Origin of the sequence: Aeromicrobium sp. CF3.5 (assembly GCF_051262695.1) — a bacterium.
Taxonomy (GTDB): Bacteria; Actinomycetota; Actinomycetes; order Propionibacteriales; family Nocardioidaceae; genus Aeromicrobium.
The window spans coordinates 231,290-252,427 of sequence record NZ_JBIMEZ010000004.1; the positions used below are offsets into that span (position 1 = coordinate 231,290).

A 21,138-nucleotide genomic window follows, 5' to 3' on the forward strand; every position below is an offset into this window, starting at 1 on the left:
ATGAACCTTCTCGACCAGAAGACCGCCGTGATCACCGGCGGCGCCCAGGGCATCGGGCTCGCCATCGCCGAGGCCTACGTCGCCGCCGGCGCGCGCGTCGTCCTGGCCGACCTCGACGGCGAAGCCGCGGCGTCGGCGGCCGCCAGGCTGAGCGCCGACGTCGGTGCCGACATCGCGACCGGCGTCGCGTGCGACGTCGTGGACTCCGACGCCGTCGATGCAGCACTCGCCGCAGCGGTCGAGACCTTCGGCAGCCTCGACATCATGGTCAACAACGCCGGCATCACCCGCGACGCCACCATGCGCACCATGACCGAGGACGCCTTCGACCAGGTCATCGCGGTCCACCTGAAGGGTTGCTGGAACGGCACCCGTCTGGCGTCGACCCGGATGCGCGAGCAGAAGTCCGGTTCGATCGTGAACATCTCGTCCCTGTCGGGCAAGGTCGGCATGATCGGGCAGACCAACTACTCCGCCGCCAAGGCCGGAATCGTGGGCCTGACCAAGGCCGCAGCCAAGGAGATGGCGCACCATGGCGTGCGGGTCAACGCGATCCAGCCAGGTCTCATCCGGTCCGCGATGACCGAGGCCATGCCGCAGAAGGCCTGGGACGCCAAGATGGCCGAGATCCCGATGCAGCGCTCCGGCGAGCCCGATGAGGTCGCCTCGGTGGCACTCTTCTACGCCTCGTCGCTGTCGTCGTACATGACCGGCACCGTCTCCGAGGTGACCGGCGGGCGATTCATGTGACGTCCCCGTCCTCTGATCTCGTGACGCTCGAGCACGGGCCGGTGGCCGCACTGACGGCGCTGCTCGACTCGGGCGCCGGGCCCCTCGGCCCGGGTGACCCGTTGCCGCCGCTGTGGCACTGGGTCGCGCTCCCCCAGTGGCCGACCTCGTCGATGTTGTCGACCGATGGTCACCCGGACCGCGGGGCGCTCCTGCCCGCGATCGACCTCCCGCGCCGCATGTTTGCCGGTGGGAGCACTGTCCTGCACGCACCGCTGACGGTCGGCGCAGCGGTCCGACGCGAGGAACGTGTCGTCTCGGTCGTCCCGAAGCAGGGACGCAGCGGTCCCCTGGTCCTCGTCGACGTCGAGTCCAGGCTCCATGACGCCGAGACCGACACGCTGCTGGTCGAGGAGCACCGTCACCTCGTCTTCCGCGAGCGCGCGACCGCATCCACCTCGGCCGCCGCTCCCCCGCTCGACCAGGACCCCGCGGGGCCGCCTCTGCGGTCGACCGGCCCGGGCACGTGGGACGTCGCGACCGACCCGACGCTGCTGATGCGCTTCAGCGCCGCCACCGCCAATCCGCACCGCATCCACTACGACTGGCCCTACGCCACCGGCATCGAGGGCTACCCCGGACTCGTCGTCCATGGCCCCTTGACCCTGCTGATGCTCATCGAGGCCCTGCGGCTGCACGGCACGCCCATCCCACCCGGCACCGCGCTGGAATTTCGCAACCTGTCACCGCTGACCTGCGGCGAACCGGCCGAGATCACGCTGTCGCCCGACGGCACCTCCGTGACCCTCAGCACTCCCGGCGAGCGGGTCGTGACACGGCTCGACATCCGCACACCCACCGACCACCAGCCCGACCCCCACCAGTCCGATCCCCACCAGGAAGGCACCCTGTGATGAGCACGCCCCAGTTCCGTGAAGCCGTTGTCTGCGAACCCGTCCGCACCCCCATCGGCCGATACGGCGGCCAGTTCCGCGACCTCACCGCGGTCGACCTCGGTGTTGCCGCACTGCAGGGCCTCCTGACCCGTACCGGCATCGACCCCGATGAGATCGACGACGTCATCCTCGGGCACTGCAACGGCAACAGCGAGGCGCCGGCGATCGGCCGTGTCGTCGCGCTCGACGCCGGTCTCCCGGTCACGGTGGGCGGCCAGCACCTCGACCGGCGCTGCGGCTCCGGTCTGCAGGCCGTCGTCAACGCCGCGATGCAGGTCCAGACGGGCGCATCGGACATCGTCGTGGCCGGCGGCACCGAGTCGATGAGCAACGCATCGTTCTACTCCGTCGACATGCGCTGGGGCGGAGCACGATCCGGCGTGACGATGCACGACAGCCTGGTCCGCGCCCGCTCGACGGCCGGTGGTCGTCACCACCCCGTCCCCGGCGGCATGCTCGAGACGGCCGAGAACCTGCGCCGCGAGTACTCCATCTCCCGCGAGGAGCAGGATCGGCTCGCCGTCTCCTCGCACCACCGCGCCGTCGCAGCCCAGGACAGCGGCGTGCTTGCCGAGGAGATCGTCCCCGTGACGGTGTCGTCGCGCCGGGGCGACACCGTGATCGACCGCGACGAGCACCCCCGCGCCGACACGACGATGGAGTCGCTGGCGAAGCTGCGTCCCATCCTCGGCGCCTCCGACCCCGACGCCACCGTCACCGCCGGCAACGCCTCGGGACAGAACGACGCGGCCGCCATGTGCCTGGTGACGACCCCCGGACGGGCCGAGCAGCTCGGGCTGCGTCCCCTGGTGCGTCTGGTCAGCTGGTCGGTCGCCGGTGTTCCGCCGAGCACGATGGGCATCGGCCCCGTCCCCGCGACCGCGGGTGCGCTCCAGCGAGCTGGGCTCGGCCTCGACGACATCGACCTGATCGAGCTGAACGAGGCGTTCGCGGCGCAGGCGCTCGCCGTCATGCGCGAGTGGAAGTTCACCGACGACGACCATGCACGCACCAACGTCCACGGCTCCGGAATCTCGCTCGGCCATCCCGTCGGGGCGACCGGCGTCCGCATGCTCGGCACGCTGGCGCGCGAGCTGCAGCGCCGCGAGGCGCGCTACGGACTCGAGACCATGTGCATCGGTGGCGGCCAGGGGCTGGCCGCCGTGTTCGAGCGGGTCGCCTGATGCCGCGCCGCTTCACCAGCGTCGAGGAGATCCGCGCTGCACTCGGGGAGCCGCTCGGCCAGACCGACTGGGTCGAGATCGATCAGGACGCGGTCGACGCGTTCGCCGACCTGACCGGCGACCACCAGTGGGTGCACGTCGACGTCGAGCGCGCGAGCGAGTCCGCCTTCGGCGGCACGATCGTGCACGGCTACCTGACGCAGTCGATGCTTCCCGGGTTCGGGGCCCAGCTCTTCGAGCTGAGCGCAGGTTCAGCCCGGCTCAACTACGGCTCGGAGCGCGTGCGCTTCCCGTCGCCACTGCCGGTGGGCTCGCGCATTCGTGCGTCGGCGTCGTTCGTCGAGGCTGTCGACGTACCGGCCGGCACCCGGGTCACGACCCGCTGGACCGTCGAGCGCGAGGGCGGCACCAAGCCGGTCTGCGTCGCCGACACGATGACGATGGTGGTGTCGTGACAGCCTTCAGAAGAGCGGAACGAAAACCAGTGCCAGCCCCCAGCTGACGAAGCTGCCGACCAGCACATACTCCGCCTTGAGTCCTGACGCGGCGTCACGGCTGATCTCGGGAAACCGCAGAATTCCCTTGGCTGCGATGATCGCGCTGATCGCGGCCACGTTGCCGCCGAGTGCCAGCGCGAAGATCGCGAGCCGCTCGATCGGGCCGAGTACCCGCCCGCCGCGCAGCTGCTGCTCCTCCTCGATCACTCCAGGACCGACGTCGGTCAGCACCCGACGCACGACCACGTTGGCCGACTGCACCAGGAACATCGCCACGGCCAGAGCCAGCGCCGCCTCGGGGATCGGCACCCCCGAGAGCGTCCCGATCTCGAGCGATGAGTACCACCCCGCGATGGGCGGCCGTCCCCGCGGAACCTGCTGGCCGGCCAGCAGGGCGAGGACGCCGGCCACGGGAAGCGCCCACCCCCACGAGGGCTGATCTCTCACCGACCACGCGACGACGACGGCCGCCACGACCGGCACCAGCCAGACGACGTGCCACCCGTAGCCCAGTGCGGCGGCGACGACCGCAGCAACTGCGCCACCCACCGCAGCGGCCCGCGTGAGGTCGAGGTTTCGGGCCAGCTGTGCCGGCTTCAGCCGGACCAGGTCAGCAGCGCCGACCGCAGCCAGCAGCACCGCGAGAAGGCTCACCGGACCGGTCCCACGAGGGTGACGCCGTGCAGCACCTCCACGGCGCCGCTGCGCCGCAGACTCTGCGACACCGCCGAGGCCGAGATGCCCTCGCGCTCGGCCAGGTCGGCCCGCGTGACGCCCTGCAGCACCCCCAGGACCAGGCGTCGCTGACGTCCGTCGAGACGCGTGACCACCGCATCGCGGGTGGCGAGGTATCCGTTCATCCACTTCTCCTGCTCGACGGGGCCGTCGGCATGCACCACGGCTGTCCTCAGTCCGGGTAGCCGGCGCTCGTCGTCCTTGACCCCGATCACCGCCTCGCGCGCACTCCACCACGCCGGCCCGTCCTGGGTCAGACCGTAGGCCGACTGACCGACAATCTGGATGGCACCGACCCCCAGACCTGCCCGGGCGTCGAGCTGTTCGGGCAGGGCGAGACGCACCACCAGCGCGGCAGTTGACGCGGCGGCCACCGTCTCGTACACGCCCTGGAACTCATCGCCAATCGTGGCCGCGAGCGGCTGCAGACCGGGGAGGAGATCATTGGCCGCGGCCAACGCGGTCACGAGAGCCGACTGCACCTCACCGCGAGACGGTTGGCTGCGAGATCCTACGAGATCACCGATCAGCGCCACCGCTGGTGAAGCCGTCGAATTCATTCAGTCATAATGAAGTCAAGTGCTTCATATGTCAAGAATGAAGTCAGAACATGTCGGATAGGATCGATGGATGACCATCACCTTCGTCACCGCGAGCTCCACCGGGGTGCGCGACACCGACCTGCCGAGACTCGTCGCGGCGGCCGACCGCGCCGGGCTCGCGGCCGACATCACCGTCTGGGACGACCCGGAGGTCGACTGGTTGTCCTATGACGCGGTCGTCATCCGCTCGTGCTGGGACTACACCGCGCGGGCTGGGGAGTTCCTCGGCTGGGCCGCCTCGGTCCCCCACCTGCACAACGGCATCGACGTGCTGCGGTGGAACACCGACAAGACCTACCTGCGCGACCTCGAGGCGGCCGGTGTGCCGATCATCGAGACGCGGTGGGACGTGCGGGACGGCGACGACCTGGGCGATCACGACGAGTGGGTGGTCAAGCCGACGGTGTCGGCGGGATCGAGGGACACGGCCCGGTGGACGACTGCCGCCGAGGTGCACGCTCACAGCACCGATCTGCTCGCGGCAGGACGACACTCCATGACGCAGCCCTACATCGCCTCGGTCGATGACGAGGGAGAGACCGCGATGCTGTTCTTCGGCGGCACCTTCTCCCACGCGATTCGCAAGGGCCCGATCCTGGCGCGCGGCGAAGGGGTGCGCGACGACCGCAACGGCCGCGGCGACAACGTCGCGCGCACGCCCACCGACGCGCAGCACGAGGTCGCTGCGGCCGCGCTGGCCGCGCTGCACGACCGATTCGGTCAGGTGCCGTTGTACGTGCGCGTCGACCTGGTGACCGATGCCGATGGCGCATCGCTGCTGATCGAGCTGGAGGCGGCCGAGCCGTTCCTCTTCCTCGACATGGCTCCGGACTCTGCGGCCGACCGGTTCATCGCATCGTTGGTGCACCGTCTGGGTGACGCTCCAACCACCTGAGACCCGCCGTGTGACCGGCTTCGAACAACGACTGCTGCTGCGCAGGCGTCAGGTCGAAATCGGTCCAGCGCACGCCCTTCGGCTTGGCGAAGATGCTGCGCTCGACGTTGATGGGGTCACTGACGTGGCGCACCTGGGTCGAGTCGACGGTGGTGTAGATCAGGCTCGAGATCAACGAGATCGGACCGGTCACCGGCTTGGCCAACGCCTGCTCGTCCCACGGTGAGCTCAGGCGGACCCCGATGGTGGGCCACCGGCTGGGCCGCCCGTCGTCGCGGTCGAAGATCTCGATCGGGTAGCTGCGCAGCAGGGAGCCATCGGCCAGCGTCGAGACGCCGTGGCGCCCCCGCAGCGTCGACGGCTCGAACATGAACGGAATCGCCGAGGAGGCACGCACGGCCCTCGCGACGCGAAAGTTCTCCGGTGCGATCCCGTAGGCAGGCAGGTCCCAGGGCAGGAACATCAGCCGCTGCCGCGACAGGTCACTGGCCGTCACGACCAGACGGAACGACTGGTTCACGTCGAGGGCCGAGCCCGGGTCGTCGAAGACCAGATCGCCGAAGGACCGCACACCGAGGTCGGCCAGCACGCCACGCGTCCAGTCCTCGAGGTGCTGGCCGCGGTACATGCCCCGGTGCAGCACGATCCCGAGGCCGTTGGCCAGCGCGGGCCACCACGAGAAGGCCTTGCTGATGCCCCGCCGGTCGAGCATGTCGGTGTAGTCGAGGGTCCGCATGATGTCGTCGACGCGGCTCAGCGGTTCGCCCGCCTGCTGCATCGCCGCGATGATCGCGCCCACCAGGGATCCTGCGGACGATCCGGCGATCCGGGCGAACGTGTAGCCGTTCTCGGCCAGCGCCACGGCAGCACCCACCAGGGCGATTCCCTTGACACCGCCACCCTCGAGGACGAGATCGGCGATGCGGGGGCCGGGGCCGCTCGAGAGGCCCGCCGGTGAGTCCGTCATGCCGCAACCCTACGAAAGTGCCAGACTCTGCGGTTGTGACCTCCACCGCCGCGCGCGTGCGCTTCCACGACGTGACCAGCCCCGACGGTACTCGTCTGCGCGCCTGGTCCAACGACGCCGACGGACCCACGGTCCTGATCTCCAATGGTCTCGGCACCAACCCCTACGCCTGGCCGTCGCTGCTGAGTCCTGACTGCGGGGTGCACGTCATCGGTTGGAACCATCGCGGCGTCGGAGGTTCCGAGCGTCCCGTCGACGGTCGGGTCGACCTGGACTCCTTCGTCGAGGACGCCGTCGCGGTCCTGGACGACGCAGGCGTCGAGTCCGCGGTCGTGGTCGGCTGGTCGGTCGGCGTGACCGTCGCGTTCGAGCTGGCGGTGCGTCACCCCGAGCGCGTCCGCGGCATCCTCGCCGTGGCCGGGGTCCCGGGCAACTCGTTGTCCACGATGCTCGCGCCGCTGCGCGTCCCCGGCCCTCTCGCCCGCGCACTCGTCAGCACCACGGCGCGGATCGCCACCGTGGCCGGACATCCGTTGGCGCCCGTGACGCGCAAGCTGCCGTGGACCAACCTCACCACGAACATGGTGCGTCGCAGCCGCGTGATCAATCCGGCGGCCGACACCGCCGAGCTGCGCGATCTCCTGCAGGAGTTCTTCACCACGCACCCGGCCTGGTACGCCAAGCTGGCGCTGAGCGTCAGGAAGCATGGTCGGGTCCCCCTGTCGAGCATCCGCGTCCCGGTGACGTTCCTGGCCGGTTCGTTCGACCTCCTCGCAGGATCCAACGACATGCTGACCGCGTCACAGCGGATCCCCGGCTCGCGCTACGTGCGCCTCGAGGCGACGCACTTCCTGCCGGTCGAACGCCCCGACGAGGTGCTGCGCGAGCTGCTCGGCGTGATCGCCCGGACCGGCCGGGACGTCAGCTGAGCTTCTCCATGATGAGCTCGCGGACCCGTCCGGCGTCGGCCTGACCGCGCATCTCCTTCATGACGGCGCCGATCAGCGCGCCGGCGGCGGCGACCTTGCCGTCCCGAATCTTCTGGGCGGCGTCGGGATCACCGGCAATGGCGCGATCGACCGCGTCGCCCAGCGCACCGTCGTCGGACACGATCTCGAGCCCACGTGCGGTCAGGATCGCCTCGGGGTCGCCCTCGCCAGCGACGACACCGTCGAAGATCTGACGGGCCAGCTTGTCGTTGACGCGGCCGTCGTCGATCAGCTGCTGCGTCTGTGCCACCTGCAGCGGTGTGATGCCGACGTCGGCGACCGCGACGTCGGCCTCGTTGGCCCGGCGGGTCAGATCGCCCTGCCACCACTTGCGGGCGGCCTGGGGGCTGGCACCTGCTGACACCGTTGCCTCGAGGAGGTCGAGCGTCCCGGCCGCGACGATGTCGCGCATGTCGGTGTCGTTGAAGCCCCAGTCCGACTGCAGCCGCGCGCGGCGCACCGAGGGCGGCTCGGGCAGCGTGGCCCGCAGCTCCTCGACCCACTCGCGCGACGGGGAGACCGGCGCGAGGTCGGGCTCGGGGAAGTAACGGTAGTCGTCGGCGTCGGACTTCTCCCGACCCGACAGCGTGCTGCCGGTGGTCTCCTGGAAGTGCCGTGTCTCCTGCAGCACCGATCCTCCGGCGTCGAGGATCCCCGCGTGGCGGGACACCTCGTACCGAACTGCACGCTCGACCGACCGGAAGGAGTTGACGTTCTTGGTCTCCGAGCGCGTGCCCAGCGTCTTGGACCCCGCCGGCTTGAGCGAGAGGTTGACGTCCGCGCGCAGCGATCCCTGGTCCATGCGGACGTCGGAGACGCCGAGCCCACCGATCAGGTCCCGCACGTGCGACACGTAGGCCCGCGCCACGGCGGGGGCCTTCTCGGCCGGCACCTCGATGGTGCGCGTGACGATCTCGATCAGTGGGATGCCGGCGCGGTTGTAGTCCACCAGCGAGTGATCGGCTCCGTGGATGCGACCCGTGGAGCCACCGACGTGCAACGCCTTGCCGGTGTCCTCCTCCATGTGAGCGCGCTCGATCTCGATGCGGAACGTCTCGCTGGGGCCGTCTTCACTGGGCACCTCGACATCGACGTAGCCGTCGAAGGCGATCGGCTCGTCGTACTGCGAGGTCTGGAAGTTCTTCGGCATGTCGGGGTAGAAGTAGTTCTTGCGCGCGAACCGGCACCACGACGCGATCTCGCAGTTGAGGGCCAGACCCATGCGGATCGCCGACTCCACCGCCTTCGCGTTGACGACCGGCAGGGCGCCCGGCAGCGCCAGGCACACGGGGCAGGTCTGCGTGTTCGGCTCGGCGCCGAATCCGGTCAAGCAGCCACAGAACATCTTGGTGGCCGTGTTGAGCTCGATGTGGATCTCCAGACCCATCACCGGGTCGTAGCGACCGATGGCCTCGTCGAAGGGAACGAGCGTCTCGTCGGCGTGCGAATTCTGGGGGCTCATGCGTGGACCTCCGGTGCCCGATCGATCAGTGGTTGGCCCCAGGTGTCGACCAGCAGACGCTCGAGTCCGGCCGCGGCGTTGTAGAGCCGGTCGTCGGCCTGCTGGGGTGCCAGGAACTGCAGACCCACGGGCATCTGGTCCTCGTCGGCCACGCCGATCGGTAGCGACAGACCGGGGATGCCCACGAGGTTCGCGGGCAGAGTGGCGATGTCGCCCAGATACATGGACAGCGGGTCGTCGAGCTTGTCGCCGAGGGGATACGCGGTGGTCGGGACGGTCGGCGAGGCGAGCACGTCGAGACCCTCGAACGCCGCCGCGAACTCGCGGGCCAGCAGCGTGCGGACCTTCTGCGCCGACCCGTAGTAGGCGTCGTAGTAACCGCTGGACAGTGCGTAGGTGCCCACGATGATGCGGCGCTTGACCTCATCACCGAAGCCGGCGTCACGCGTGGCGGCCATGACCTGCTCGGCGCTCGGGTCGTCGACGCCGTCGGGGCTGACCCGCATGCCGTAGCGCATCGCGTCGAAGCGGGCGAGATTGCTGCTCGCCTCGCTCGGCATCACCAGGTAGTAGGCGGCCAGGGCGTGCTCGAGGCTCGGGATCGAGACCTCGACGACCTCGGCCCCTGCTCCGGTCAGCAGCGCGATCGACTCGTCGAAGCGAGCGCTGACACCCGCCTGGAAGCCACTCGAGAACTCAGTGCTGGCACTCAGCTCGCGGATCACGCCGACGCGCAGTCCCTTCAGCTCGCCGCGGCGTGCGGCCGCCACGACTGGCGCGGACGGGCCGTCGATGCTGGTGGAGTCCATCGGGTCGTGCCCGGCGATCAGCTCGTGCAGCAGGGCCGCATCGAGGACGGTGCGGGTGACCGGTCCGGCCTGGTCCAGGCTGCTGGCCATGGCGACCAGCCCGTAGCGACTCACCGCGCCGTAGGTGGGCTTGACGCCGACCGTGCCGGTGAAGGCGCCCGGCTGACGGATCGAGCCGCCGGTGTCGGTGCCGATGGCCAGGGGCGCCTCGAAGGCGGCGACGGCCGCGGCCGAACCGCCTCCGGAACCACCGGGGACGCGACCGATGTCCCACGGGTTGTGCGTGGGTCCGTACGCGGAGCGCTCGGTCGACGAGCCCATCGCGAACTCGTCCATGTTGGTCTTGCCGAGGATCGGCAGGCTGGCGCGCCTGATGATCGCGGAGATCGTGGCGTCGTAGGGCGGGATCCACCCCTCGAGGATCTTCGAGCCGCAGGTCGTGGGCATGCCACGCGTCGCGATGACGTCCTTGACCGCGATCGGCACTCCGGCCAGGTGGGCCAGCTGTTCGCCTGCGGCGCGGCGGGCATCGACGTCAGCGGCCGTGGCGAGGGCGCCCTCGCGATCGACGTGCAGGAACGCATGGATGGACGACTCGACCGACTCGATGCGGTCGACGTGGGCCGTCGTCAGCTCGGTGGAGGTGATCTCGTTCGACGCGAGCGCCTGGGCCATCTCGTCGGCCGTCAGGCGGGTGAGGTCGCTCATCAGTCCTCCCCGAGGATCTTGGGCACCAGGAACCGCTGCTGGTCGGACGCGGGTGCGCCGGCGAGCGCGTCCGCGGCCGACAGGCTGGGCCGGACCACATCGGGCCGGAACACGTTGTCGACCGGCACCGGGTGGCTCATCGGCTCGACGTCGTCGCCCACGTAGTCGGCGATGGACGCGACGTGATCAAGGATCGCGGGCAGCTGGGTGGCGAGGTGGTCGAGCTCGACCTCGCTGAGGTCGATACGGGCGAGGCCGGCCAGATGGGCGACGTCCTGGCGCGAGATACCCGTGACGGGCTCAGACATGCGGATCCTTGCAGCAGTGGGGTCGAGGGGTACGGAGCCATCGTAGTGGCCCCTCTATGTCGGATAGCCGGGGCGGGACGGCTCACCGGAGTGGGAGCTGGCGCCCCGATTGGAAGGACCGCTGACTGCCGTCGATCGGGTCGGTGAACGCGAGCTCGGCGGCGAGCAGCTGGAGCGGCGAGCTGAAGTCGCCGATCGCGACGTCGAGAACCTCGGGGTAGAGCGGATCGTCGACGATCGGGATGCCGAGGCCCAGCAGGTGCACCCTCAGCTGGTGGGTGCGGCCGGTGCGAGGCGTGAGTCGGTAGACGCCCAGCCCGTCGAGAACCGACTCGAGCTCGACGACGGTCTCGGCATTCGGGGTGGCCCCTGGTCGCACCTCGGCCTGCCACACGGCGCGCTGCTTGGCGAGGTGGTTGCGCACGGTCACCGGCAGCTGCAGGTCGGGGCGCACCGGCGCCAGGGCTCGGTAGGTCTTGCGGACCGTGCCGGCCTGGAACATCGACTGATAAGGCCCACGCCAGCGACGCTCGGTGGCCAGCATCAGCAGGCCCGACGTGATGCGGTCGAGCCGGTGCAGCGGTGACAGCTCGGGCAGGCCCAGCTCGTCGCGCAGTCGGACCACGACGCTCTCGCGGATGTGCTGGCCGCGCGGGATCGAGGACAAGAACGCGGGCTTGTCGACCACGAGCAGTCGCTCGTCCCGGTGCACGACCTCGATCTGGCCTGGTACAGGCACCTCGTCGGGGAGGTCGCGGTGGAACCACACGAAGGTGTGCGGCGTGTAGGTCTCGTGCTCCAGCACGGCCGACCCGTCGTCATGCACGAACCGTCCGGCGGCCAGCATCGCCGCGATGTCGACCCGCTCCGGAAGACGGTGGCGCAGCCACGTACCCATCGTGGGCCAGGGGTCGGGATGAGGAAGACCTCGATCCGGCGTGCGCAACCAAGCCGCCGCGAGCCCATGGCGGTGAGGCAGTGGAGATCGCGGCGGCACGCTGCAAGGTTACGACGGTCAGTGAGTCAGGCATCCGCGCCGACGACGATTTACCCCCGAGTCGGGCGCGCGATCTGAGACGATGGCGTCATGACTCGCCTGACTGAGTACTCCCGGGGCCCTCTGACCTTCGACGTCATCGACTCCGGCCCCGAGGACGGCGAGCCCGTCGTCCTGCTGCACGGGTTCCCGCAGCGGGCCACTGCCTGGAACCAGGTCAGCGAACGACTGCACGCCGAAGGACTTCGCACCTATGCGCTCGACCAGCGCGGCTACTCGCCGCGGGCCCGGCCGACGTCGCGCTTGGACTACCGCGTCTCAGAGCTGGTCGGCGACGTCGTCGAGCTGATCGAGCAGATCGGCCGACCGGTGCACCTGGTGGGTCATGACTGGGGTGCGATCGTCGCGTGGGCCGTCGCCGGTCAGCATCGCGATCTCATCGGGACCCTGACTACCGTGTCGGTGCCGCACCCGGGCGCCTTCACGCGCTCGATGCTGAACAGCTCGCAGGGTGCCAAGTCCTGGTACATGGCCATGTTCCAGCTGCCCATCGTCCCCGAGCGGATCCTGGGCAACCGGTCCTCGGCGGAGAAGTTCTTGCGCGGTGGCGGAATGACCGCCGAGATGTTCGATGACTACATGACGAACATCGTCGAGGACGGCGCGCTGCGCGGCGGCATCGGGTACTACCGTTCACTGCCGCTGAGCCTGTCCGAGGGCATGGGCCAGATGATCCGCGTGCCCACCACGTTCGTCTGGAGCGATCGCGACGCCTTCCTCGGCCGCAAGGGCGCCGAGAACACCCGCAAGTGGGTGACGGCCGACTACCGGTTCGAGGTCATCGAGGGCGGAACCCACTGGCTGCCCGAGCGCAACGCCGACGAGCTGGCCGCCGCGATCACCGCCCGCGCCGCCTCGGTCTAGGTGCCCAGCAGGTCCGAGACCTCGTCGGAGGCGTAGAACGGGGCCAGCTCGGCGCGCAGCAGGCGCTCCAGGTCGCCGGTGTCGGTCATCGCCTGAACGACGGCGGGGGCGAAGTGCGCCACGTCGGCGATGAGGTCGGTGCGGTCGAGATTCAGCTCGTCCAGCAGCTCGGCCGGCGTGTAGCCGCCGAACGACTCGAAGAACCCGTCCACCACCGCATGGCCGATCGCAACGATCTGCGGGGTGGCGAGCGTCGTGACGACGAGATCTCGGGCGGCGTCGAGGACGCCAGCCACCTGGTCGTCGTGGGCGTGATGGTCAAGCCCGTCGAACGGCTCGGCGGCGATGAGGTCCCACACCTGGAGGACGGCATCGCGCGTGACGGGGTCCTCCAGCGTCTCGACGATGATGCGGTTCAACCGGCGCACGGCGACGGTGCCGCCCTTGCCCGCCGTGTCGGCGAGCAGCCCGCCCAGCTGCTTGTCCGCGGCGCCCACCACGCCACCCGCAGCGCGGGTGCCGAACGACATGATCGACCCGAGCCCGGGGACCTTGTCCGCCATTGCCTGGTTGGCCGCCAACGCCTCCCCCACGACACGGCCCATGAACCGAGTCGCGGTCGCCCCGACGAGCGGACTGGCAGTCAGCCGCTCCATCGCACGCCCGAGTGCCGGAGTCAGCTCGAGCGCCCCGTCGAGCACCCGCTCGACCTGCTCGCGATCGACCACGTCAGCCAGTGCGAATGGCTCGACGGGCCCGACCTGGGCGATCTCGCGTGCCAGCTCGACGAAACCGGCCACCGCCGGACTGCCGGGCACCTCGACCAGGGCCCGGCTGACGATGTCCTTGATGGTCGACGCATCGACCAGATCCGCGATCTGTCGGTCCCCGGCCGAGTCGAGCACTCCCTCCGCGACCCGCGTGACGGTCGCGGTGAGCTCGTCGCCGGTCAGCCGGGCGAGGTGGAACCGCACCTGGGCTTCGAGCAGCTGCTCGCCCAGCGTGGAGGAGGTTCTGACCATCAGGACGTCAGACCGGCACGCAGCTCGGCGAGCGCATCGTCCAGCGTCGTGGTGGGTGTCCATCCCCAGGCGTGCGCACGGTCGGCGACGATGCTGCCCGTCCAGACGGCGTCATCGTCCCAGACCGGCTCCACTCCGACTGCTCCCGCGACGGTCGAGTGGTAGTCCTGAACACGCGCGGGAGCGGCGGCGACGTTGAGCGGGGTGCATGCGCCGGACACGGGCCCGGTGGCCGGGTCGTCCGATGACGCGACCTGGCCGACCGCGACGTCCGCCGCCAGTGCGGCGAGGTCGGTGACATGGACCCACGCGAAGGACTGGTCGGCCACGGCGTGCCGCTGCGACTCGTGCTCACGGACTGCAGAGGGGCGCAGCGTGTTCCAGACCGACGACTCCCCTGCACCCAGGATGGCCGGCGGTCGCAGCAGGATCCGGGTGATGCCGTCGACCTCGGCCAGCGCGGCGTCGGTGTCGCGCTTGGTGACGCTGTAGTCGTTGTCGTCGTCGCTCACCAGTGCACCGCTCTCATCGACGTCACCGGTCTGCGGCGAGCGCTCGTAGACGGCGGCCGTCGAGATGTGCACCAGCCGGTCGACGCCAGCATCGGCTGCGGCCTGAGCGATGGTCGTCGTGCCGACCACGCCGATCTGCTCCTGGACGTCGCGGCTCGAGCCCATCGGGTGCACCGTGGTGACGACAGCGTCCGCACCGGCGACGGTCTCGGCGGCGAAGGCGGGATCGGTGAACTCGCCGACTCGTTCCTCGATGTCAGTGCCCTGCGGCGCGGTCCCGGCGGTGCGCACGATGGCCCGCACGCTCGCTCCGCGCTCGGCCAGTGCGGCACAGACGTGCGATCCGACGAGCCCGTTGGCTCCGGTCACGACGATCACGGGTCGATTCGAATCGGTGGGGGTGGGTGCAGAAGTCATACCTCCACTGTGTCACTGAGCCCGAGCCCCCGCTGGGACTGACCGAACAGCTCACTCGGTCGAGGACGGGCCGGTCAGCAGCTGGTTGAGCCCCGGGCCGCTCAGTGAACCTGCCGCGCCGGCTCGACCCGATGCCACCATCAGCAGCGCAACGGCTGGGCCGTACACCTCGGGTCCGCTGCCCACGACCATGTCGATGTCGGTCGCTCGCAGGGTCAGGCCTTCGACCCGTTGCTTGGCTCCGCCCATACCGGCTGAGGTGCGGGCCTGGTAGCGCAGCGCGCGGTCGATGGCCTCGGGCACGTAGTCGTGCGCGATGCCCAGCGGGCCGCGGATGTCCTGTCCGTGCACGATCTCCTCGACGAGACGGCTGTCGGTGGACACTGGCGGGCCTGTGGTGCGGGACACGACGGCGCGCAGTCGATCGAGCGTCACGTCGGGGGTTTCGCCGCGCTCGCGATCGACCCCCTGCTGGTTCTGCCGATCGAAGTCGAACCGCGCTCTGGCCATCGCGACGAACAGACCCCACGAGGTGGCCTTGGCGTTGTCGACCAGATGCGCCGCCACGTCGTGCACGGTCCAGCCGGGACACCACGACGTCGTGTCCCACTCGGCGGGTTCCAGAGCGGTGAGGTCGTCGACCAGCGCCTGCCGCTCGATGCTGACCCAGGGCCACACGTCACTCATTCGGTCACCGGCCCTTCGACCAACAGCTTCTCGAAGCCGGCCTCGTCGAGGATGGGGCGCCCCAGCTGCTCGGCCTTCTCGGCCTTGGTCCCGGCATTGTCGCCGACGACGACGTAGTCGGTCTTCTTCGACACCGAGCCCGACGCCTTTCCGCCGCGGCTGATGATCGCCTCCTTGACCGAGTCGCGGGTGAACCGCTCCAAGGAACCGGTGACCACGATCGTCAGGCCCTCGAGCGTGCGGTCGATCGACGCGTCGCGCTCGTCGGCCATGCGGACACCAGCACCCGCCCACTGGTCGACGATGGCGCGGTGCCAGTCGACGGCGAACCACTCGACCACGGCGTCGGCGATGGTGGGGCCGACGCCCTCGGCCGAGCCGAGGTGCTCGCTCGACGCTTGGCGAATCACGCCCAGGTCGGCGAACTCGGTGGCGAGCGCCCGGGCAGCCGTGGGGCCGACGTGCCGGATCGACAACGCCACGATGACGCGCCACAGCGGCTGGCTCTTGGCCGTCTGGAGATTCTTGAGCAGCGCTATGCCGTTGGCGCTGAGCACCCGCTCGCTCGAGCCGGCCTCGAGCTCGGACTTCTTGGCGGTCCGCGTGTACAGCGGCACCGTGAGCAGCTGGTCGTGAGTCAGCGCGAACAGGCCGCCCTCGTCAGTCAGCACTCCGGCATCCAGCAGGGCGGTGGCGCCCTCCCAACCGAAGACCTCGATGTCGAAGGCACCCCGGCCGCCCACGTGGGTGAGTCGTTCACGCAGCTGCGAGGGACACGACTGCGTGTTGGGACAACGAAAGTCCTTGTCGGCCTCCTTGCTGGGGGCGAGCGTCGTGCCGCACGCGGGACACTCGGTGGGCATGACGAAGGCGCGCTCGGTGCCGTCGCGCAGGGCCACGACCGGTCCGACGATCTCGGGAATGACGTCGCCGGCCTTGCGCAGCACGACCATGTCGCCGATCAGCACTCCCTTGCGGGTGACCTCGAACTGGTTGTGGAGCGTGGCCATCTCGACGGTGGACCCGGACACCCGGATGGGCTCCATGACTCCGTACGGCGTGGCCCGACCGGTGCGGCCGACGTTGACGCGGATGTCGAGCAGCCGCGTGTTGACTTCTTCGGGCGGGTATTTCCAGGCGATGGCCCAGCGTGGTGCCCGTGACGTGGAGCCGAGCCGGCCCTGCAGCGCGACCTGGTCGACCTTGACGACCACCCCGTCGATCTCGTGCGCGACGTCGTGGCGGTGCTCTCCGTAGAACTCGATGAACTCGGTGACACCGGCGATGTCCGACACGACCTTGGCGCGATCCGACGTGGGCAGACCCCACGCCTGGAGCGCCTGATACGCCTCGGACTGGGCCGCCGGGCTGAATCCCTCGCGATAGCCGATGCCGTGGCAGACCATGGACAGCGGCCGTGCGGCCGTGACCGACACGTCCTTCATGCGCAGGGTGCCGGCTGCCGCGTTGCGGGGGTTGGCGAACGGGTTGTTGCCGGCCTCGGCCCAGGCGGCATTGAACTCGTCGAACGCAGCGGTCGGAAAGAAGACCTCGCCGCGGATCTCGACCACCGCGGGCACCGGGTACTCATCCGTTGCGGTGAGCCGGTGCGGGATGACCGAGATGGTGCGCACGTTGTTGGTGACGTCCTCACCGACGCGACCGTCGCCGCGGGTGACACCGCGGGTGAGCACACCGTCGGTGTACGTCAGCGAGATGGCCAGGCCGTCGACCTTGAGCTCGCACAGGAACGCGGCGTCGTCGACGCCCTCGCGCAGGAGTCGGCCGTGCCAGGACTCCAGCTCCTCGGCGCTGAACGCGTTGTCGAGGCTGAGCATGCGCTCGCGGTGCTCGTAGGCCTCGAACGACGACGACGGGCGGGCCCCGACCGTCTGCGTGGGCGAATCGGGCGTGCGCAGCTCGGGCACGCTGTCCTCGAGTGCCTCGAGCTCACGCATCTGGTGGTCGTACTCGGAGTCGGAGACCGTGGGAGCGCTCTCCACGTAGTACCGCTCGCGATGCTCGAGCAGGATCTCCGACAGCTCCTTGTGCCGCTGGCGGAGCTCGTCGTCACTGGCCATGACGTGACTGTATCGCCGTGGCCAGACAGCGCCGACCGGTTGCTGTGGCGAGCCAGAACTGTCGACGTGTGTGTCTCAGGACATCGGTGACTGTGCAGACACTTGGGCGTCCTCCGCGGGGTCTGCCGTGGCCCACATACATGACCCCCTGGTGCGGCTTGGTGTGTGATGAGGAGCTCGCGGTCCAGGTCGGCAACGGTGATCTGGTCGCCGCTGAGGCGCATCCTGGGGCCACTGCGAGATAGCGAGACGGACACGGGGGATCAATCGGTTCACTGCAGACACCACCAGAGCCTCGCGGACGAAGTGTCACTACCAAGACCACGTCAAGTGTCACCCATGTCCTGATACAGAACTGTCACCGAAGTTCTGCGACATGACAACAGAATTGTCCCCGAGAATCCTTGCGAATCGAACGCGTGTTCGATATACTTGATGCATGACCACCCGCCCCGAACTGTCGTCTCTGGCGACGTTGTGCGCGCAGGCCGAGTTCGCGAAGTGGCAGGGCGTGCTGGCCTACCGCGATGAGCAGATCGCTGCCCTGGACCGCGGCGATCACAGCTCGATGTACCGGCGGATGGGCGTCAACGCGGTCGCGTTGAAGATCGCGCAGACGCTGCGGATCAGTGAGCAGCAGGTCTGGCGGATCGTCGAACAGGGTGGCCGGTTGCGCGAGCACCTGCCCAGCGTGTGGGCTGCGTTCGGTGACGGGGTCATCGATGCGCAGAAGGCCTCCACGCTGGCCGTCGCCGTCGACCGTCTCACCAACCCAGCCAACAAGCAGCGCCTCGACGAGGTGGTCGTGGAGTACGCCACCACCCACACCCCGTCCGAGCTGCGACGCTGGACCGACAAGCTCATCGACCGCCTCGAACCCGTGACCATCGACGCCGCCGAAGCAGAACGCGCCAAGCGTCACGTGCGCCTCGACACCGGCCACCACGGCATGAGCTACCTGGGCGTCTACCTGTCCTCCCTGGCAGGCCAGGCCGTCATGACCCGACTGCACAAAGCAGCAGCCGAGCTCCCTGACGACGGACGCACCCTCGAGCAGAAGAAGGCCGACCTGGTCGCCTCGTGGCTCACCAACGCCGGCGGCACCGACTGCGACATCCACGCAGAAGTCGCCATCATCATCGAAGCCGCCGCCCTCGCCGGAGTCACCGACACCCCCGCCCACACCACCACCGGCGACGCCCCCATCCCACCGGCATGGATCTTCGGACTCAACCCCGACACCACCCTCTGGACCCGCCTGATCACCGACCCCGCCGGCCACGTCCTCGACGTCACCCACCTGGGCTACCAACCACCCACCGCACTGCGCGAAGCCGCGCAGTGGCGCGACATGACCTGTCGCATCAGCGGCTGCAACCGACCGGCCACCGACTGCGACCTCGACCACCGCACCGCGTTCGAGGCAGGCGGCGAGACCACCGGCACCAACCTCGACGCGCTCTGCCGAAGACACCACGGCATCAAAGGCCACGGACTCCTACCACCAGATGCGTATGCGCCACCCGAAGTCCACCTCGTCAGGCTCCCCACCCCCGACATGATCATCGAGTACGTCGAGGCTGCCTGACTCAGGTCGGGTCGAGGCGTGCTGCCAGCTCGCGTGAGTCGATCAACAGCTGACGTGCTCGGCTCGGAGTCGCTGCGGCCAGCCCGCACGCGGTGCTGACGACCAGTCGGTCGGCGACGGCCTCGGGCGAGAATCCGAGCCGGTGCACGAACTCGCGCACCTTCTCGGCGCCGTTGACGACACTCATCGCCCCCTCGATCGGCAGGACGCCGATCCACAGGTCCATGCCGCCGTCGAAGGCCTCGGCCCACACGTCATCGGGTCGCGCCAGGGACAGGTCGAACGACAGGGCAGAGAATCCGAGCCCACGCAGCAGCTCGACCGGGACTTCGGGGCCACACGAGTGCAGCACCGGCGTGGCACCGCCCTCGACGATGACCTCGACGACCCCTCGCAGCAGGTCATCAGCCTCCGGCGGATCGACCCGGCGGTGGGTGGCCCAGCCCGAGGCGGTGGGGACCCGTCCCTCCATGACCAATCGAATCGCCGGCTCGTCGACCTGGACGAGGAGATCGACCGCCGGGAATCGGCGTCGCAGATCCGCCACGTGGGTCGCGAGCCCCCCGGCCAGCACCCCCGCCAGCTCGCGGCGTGCGCCGTGGTCGGCCAACATCTTGTCGCCGCGCGGACGCTCGACGGACGCCGCCAACGTCAGCGGCCCCGTCACCTGCACCTTGAGCGGGCCCACGTACTCGGACAGCGCCTCCTCGGCGACGTCGAGATCGTGAGCCAGCAAGGAACGGGCTCGCCGCTGGTCCAGCCCCTCGCCCACGCCGATGCGCCATCCGTCGGGTTGAAGGTCGGCGCCCAGATCCGTGATGAGACCCAGGGTGCGACCGATCATGCCGGCGTGCGGCCCGCGCGCCGGCAGCTCGGGGATGAAGGGCAGGTCGGGGGTTGCCTCGGTGGCGATCTTCAGCGACTCGACAAAATCTGTGCCGGGCATCGAGCCGATTCCGGTGGCGCGGGCCATCAGGCGCGACGCGTGGAGTTGATCGTGGCGGAGCCGACCACGCGGGTGCCGGCGTAGATGACGCAGGCCTGCCCGGGCGCGATGCCACTGGCGGGATCGCGCAGCTCGACCTCGACGGTGTCACCGTCGGCGACCACCACGGCGCGGTGCTCGTCACCGTGGGCACGCAGCTGCACCGAGCACTCGAGCGGTTCGATCGGTGCGACGCCGCACCACAGCGGCTTGATGCAGCTGAGGTGGTCGACGGCCAGCGCCTCGCGCGACCCGACAGTGACAGTGCCCGAGACCGGCTCGATGTCGAGCACGAACCGCGGCTTTCCGTCGTCGGCGGGGATGCCGAGCTTGAGCCCGCGCCGCTGCCCGATCGTGAAGGCGTAGGCGCCATCGTGCTCGCGCAGCACGTCGCCGGACTCGTCGACGATGCTGCCGGGCTTGGGGCCCAGCTTGTCGGCCAGCCAGCCGGCGTTGTCGCCGTCGGAGATGAAGCAGATGTCGTGACTGTCGGGCTTGGCGGCGACCTGCAGACCACGGCGCTCGGCCTCGGCCCGGATGACGGGTTTGGTGGTGTCGCCGAGCGGGAACAGCGAGTGCGCCAGCTGGTCCTGCGTCAGCACGCCCAGCACGTACGACTGGTCCTTGGCCATGTCCTCGGCACGGTGCAATTCAATTCTGGGCATCTCGATCGTGCCGTCGACTGCGGTCTCCAGCTGCGCGTAGTGCCCGGTGGCCACGGCGTCGAATCCCAGCGCCAGGGCCCGGTCGAGCACCGCGGCGAACTTGATCTTCTCGTTGCACCGCAGGCACGGGTTGGGGGTGCGACCGGCCTCGTACTCGGCGATGAAGTCGTCGACCACGGTGTCGGCGAACTCATCGCTCATGTCCCACACGTAGAACGGGATGCCGAGGGTGTCGGCGGCTCGGCGCGCGTCGTTGCTGTCCTCGATCGAGCAGCAACCGCGGGCACCGGAGCGGTACGACTTGGGGTTGCGGCTGAGCGCGAGATGCACCCCCGTCACGTCGTGGCCGGCGTCGACCACGCGGGCGGCCGCCACGGCGGAGTCCACTCCCCCGGACATCGCAGCAATGATCCTCATCA

At 69.5% G+C, this 21,138-nt stretch carries 21 protein-coding genes; 8 read left to right on the forward strand and 13 right to left on the reverse strand.

The window, feature by feature from the left end:
• The 4 genes from fabG to ACHAA3_RS10035 are packed head-to-tail and all read left to right on the forward strand — an operon-like array spanning window position 1 to window position 3,324.
• Window positions 1-750 (forward strand): 3-oxoacyl-ACP reductase FabG, encoded by a 750-nt coding sequence (gene fabG / locus ACHAA3_RS10020; RefSeq protein ID WP_435708856.1) that lies wholly within the window; start codon window positions 1-3, stop codon window positions 748-750.
• 20 nt (window positions 751-770) lie between these two features.
• The gene (locus tag ACHAA3_RS10025) at window positions 771-1,643 is read left to right on the forward strand and encodes an FAS1-like dehydratase domain-containing protein (protein WP_435708857.1); all 873 of its coding nucleotides are present in this window, start codon (window positions 771-773) and stop codon (window positions 1,641-1,643) included.
• Entirely contained in the window at window positions 1,643-2,869 is a 1,227-nt protein-coding gene (locus tag ACHAA3_RS10030; protein ID WP_435708858.1) for an acetyl-CoA C-acetyltransferase, read from the forward strand. The genes ACHAA3_RS10025 and ACHAA3_RS10030 overlap by 1 nt, the downstream gene beginning before the upstream one ends.
• Window positions 2,869-3,324, forward strand: coding sequence for a MaoC family dehydratase (locus ACHAA3_RS10035; RefSeq protein ID WP_435708859.1), 456 nt, complete (start codon window positions 2,869-2,871; stop codon window positions 3,322-3,324). The genes ACHAA3_RS10030 and ACHAA3_RS10035 overlap by 1 nt, the downstream gene beginning before the upstream one ends.
• Window positions 3,325-3,330: 6 nt before the next feature.
• On the opposite strand, the gene ACHAA3_RS10040 is transcribed toward ACHAA3_RS10035, so the two are convergent.
• Together ACHAA3_RS10040 and ACHAA3_RS10045 are read right to left on the reverse strand one after the other, a co-directional pair.
• Entirely contained in the window at window positions 3,331-4,020 is a 690-nt protein-coding gene (locus tag ACHAA3_RS10040; protein WP_435708860.1) for a hypothetical protein, read from the reverse strand.
• On the reverse strand, window positions 4,017-4,661 hold the full coding sequence (locus ACHAA3_RS10045) for a SatD family protein (protein WP_435708861.1): 645 nt from the start codon (window positions 4,659-4,661) through the stop codon (window positions 4,017-4,019). Before ACHAA3_RS10045 ends, ACHAA3_RS10040 begins: the two co-directional genes overlap by 4 nt.
• 70 nt (window positions 4,662-4,731) lie before the next feature.
• Between ACHAA3_RS10045 and ACHAA3_RS10050 the strand changes: the two genes are divergently transcribed.
• Window positions 4,732-5,598, forward strand: a complete 867-nt coding sequence (locus ACHAA3_RS10050) for an ATP-grasp domain-containing protein (RefSeq protein ID WP_435708862.1) — start codon at window positions 4,732-4,734, stop codon at window positions 5,596-5,598.
• On the opposite strand, the gene ACHAA3_RS10055 is transcribed toward ACHAA3_RS10050, so the two are convergent.
• A complete protein-coding gene (locus tag ACHAA3_RS10055; RefSeq protein WP_435708863.1) occupies window positions 5,552-6,565 on the reverse strand; it encodes a patatin-like phospholipase family protein in 1,014 nt (337 codons plus the stop codon). The genes ACHAA3_RS10050 and ACHAA3_RS10055 overlap by 47 nt on opposite strands.
• A gap of 35 nt (window positions 6,566-6,600) precedes the next feature.
• Between ACHAA3_RS10055 and ACHAA3_RS10060 the strand changes: the two genes are divergently transcribed.
• Entirely contained in the window at window positions 6,601-7,494 is an 894-nt protein-coding gene (locus ACHAA3_RS10060) for an alpha/beta fold hydrolase (RefSeq protein ID WP_435708864.1), read from the forward strand.
• On the opposite strand, the gene gatB is transcribed toward ACHAA3_RS10060, so the two are convergent.
• From gatB to ACHAA3_RS10080, 4 genes are all read right to left on the reverse strand, one after another.
• Window positions 7,487-9,016, reverse strand: a complete 1,530-nt coding sequence (gene gatB, locus ACHAA3_RS10065) for an Asp-tRNA(Asn)/Glu-tRNA(Gln) amidotransferase subunit GatB (RefSeq protein ID WP_435708865.1) — start codon at window positions 9,014-9,016, stop codon at window positions 7,487-7,489. The two genes, ACHAA3_RS10060 and gatB, sit on opposite strands and share 8 nt — an antisense overlap.
• Window positions 9,013-10,533: an Asp-tRNA(Asn)/Glu-tRNA(Gln) amidotransferase subunit GatA gene (gatA, locus tag ACHAA3_RS10070; RefSeq protein WP_435708866.1), complete on the reverse strand. Its 1,521-nt coding sequence runs from the start codon at window positions 10,531-10,533 to the stop codon at window positions 9,013-9,015. The genes gatB and gatA overlap by 4 nt, the downstream gene beginning before the upstream one ends.
• The gene (gene gatC / locus ACHAA3_RS10075) at window positions 10,533-10,841 is read right to left on the reverse strand and encodes an Asp-tRNA(Asn)/Glu-tRNA(Gln) amidotransferase subunit GatC (protein WP_435708867.1); all 309 of its coding nucleotides are present in this window, start codon (window positions 10,839-10,841) and stop codon (window positions 10,533-10,535) included. Before gatC ends, gatA begins: the two co-directional genes overlap by 1 nt.
• Window positions 10,842-10,923: 82 nt before the next feature.
• The gene (locus ACHAA3_RS10080) at window positions 10,924-11,739 is read right to left on the reverse strand and encodes a pseudouridine synthase (protein ID WP_435708868.1); all 816 of its coding nucleotides are present in this window, start codon (window positions 11,737-11,739) and stop codon (window positions 10,924-10,926) included.
• A gap of 189 nt (window positions 11,740-11,928) precedes the next feature.
• On the opposite strand from ACHAA3_RS10080, the gene ACHAA3_RS10085 reads away from it, so the two are divergent.
• Window positions 11,929-12,762 carry an alpha/beta fold hydrolase gene (locus tag ACHAA3_RS10085; protein WP_435708869.1) on the forward strand — a complete coding sequence of 278 codons (834 nt, stop codon included), beginning with the start codon at window positions 11,929-11,931 and terminating at the stop codon, window positions 12,760-12,762.
• On the opposite strand, the gene ACHAA3_RS10090 is transcribed toward ACHAA3_RS10085, so the two are convergent.
• The 4 genes from ACHAA3_RS10090 to ligA are packed head-to-tail and all read right to left on the reverse strand — an operon-like array spanning window position 12,759 to window position 17,481.
• Window positions 12,759-13,784, reverse strand: a complete 1,026-nt coding sequence (locus ACHAA3_RS10090) for a hypothetical protein (protein WP_435708870.1) — start codon at window positions 13,782-13,784, stop codon at window positions 12,759-12,761. The genes ACHAA3_RS10085 and ACHAA3_RS10090 overlap by 4 nt on opposite strands.
• On the reverse strand, window positions 13,784-14,713 hold the full coding sequence (locus tag ACHAA3_RS10095) for an NAD-dependent epimerase/dehydratase family protein (RefSeq protein ID WP_435708871.1): 930 nt from the start codon (window positions 14,711-14,713) through the stop codon (window positions 13,784-13,786). The genes ACHAA3_RS10090 and ACHAA3_RS10095 overlap by 1 nt, the downstream gene beginning before the upstream one ends.
• A 51-nt stretch (window positions 14,714-14,764) precedes the next feature.
• Entirely contained in the window at window positions 14,765-15,400 is a 636-nt protein-coding gene (locus tag ACHAA3_RS10100; RefSeq protein ID WP_435708872.1) for a maleylpyruvate isomerase family mycothiol-dependent enzyme, read from the reverse strand.
• Window positions 15,397-17,481, reverse strand: coding sequence for an NAD-dependent DNA ligase LigA (ligA, locus tag ACHAA3_RS10105; RefSeq protein ID WP_435708873.1), 2,085 nt, complete (start codon window positions 17,479-17,481; stop codon window positions 15,397-15,399). The genes ACHAA3_RS10100 and ligA overlap by 4 nt, the downstream gene beginning before the upstream one ends.
• Window positions 17,482-17,920: 439 nt before the next feature.
• Between ligA and ACHAA3_RS10110 the strand changes: the two genes are divergently transcribed.
• The gene (locus tag ACHAA3_RS10110; protein ID WP_435708874.1) at window positions 17,921-19,069 is read left to right on the forward strand and encodes a DUF222 domain-containing protein; all 1,149 of its coding nucleotides are present in this window, start codon (window positions 17,921-17,923) and stop codon (window positions 19,067-19,069) included.
• A 1-nt stretch (window position 19,070) separates the two neighbouring features.
• Here the strand turns inward: ACHAA3_RS10110 and ACHAA3_RS10115 are convergent, their stop codons facing one another.
• The gene (locus ACHAA3_RS10115) at window positions 19,071-20,042 is read right to left on the reverse strand and encodes a methionine synthase (protein ID WP_435708875.1); all 972 of its coding nucleotides are present in this window, start codon (window positions 20,040-20,042) and stop codon (window positions 19,071-19,073) included.
• Window positions 20,042-21,136 carry a tRNA 2-thiouridine(34) synthase MnmA gene (gene mnmA / locus ACHAA3_RS10120; RefSeq protein ID WP_435708876.1) on the reverse strand — a complete coding sequence of 365 codons (1,095 nt, stop codon included), beginning with the start codon at window positions 21,134-21,136 and terminating at the stop codon, window positions 20,042-20,044. Before mnmA ends, ACHAA3_RS10115 begins: the two co-directional genes overlap by 1 nt.
• Window positions 21,137-21,138: the final 2 nt, after the last annotated feature.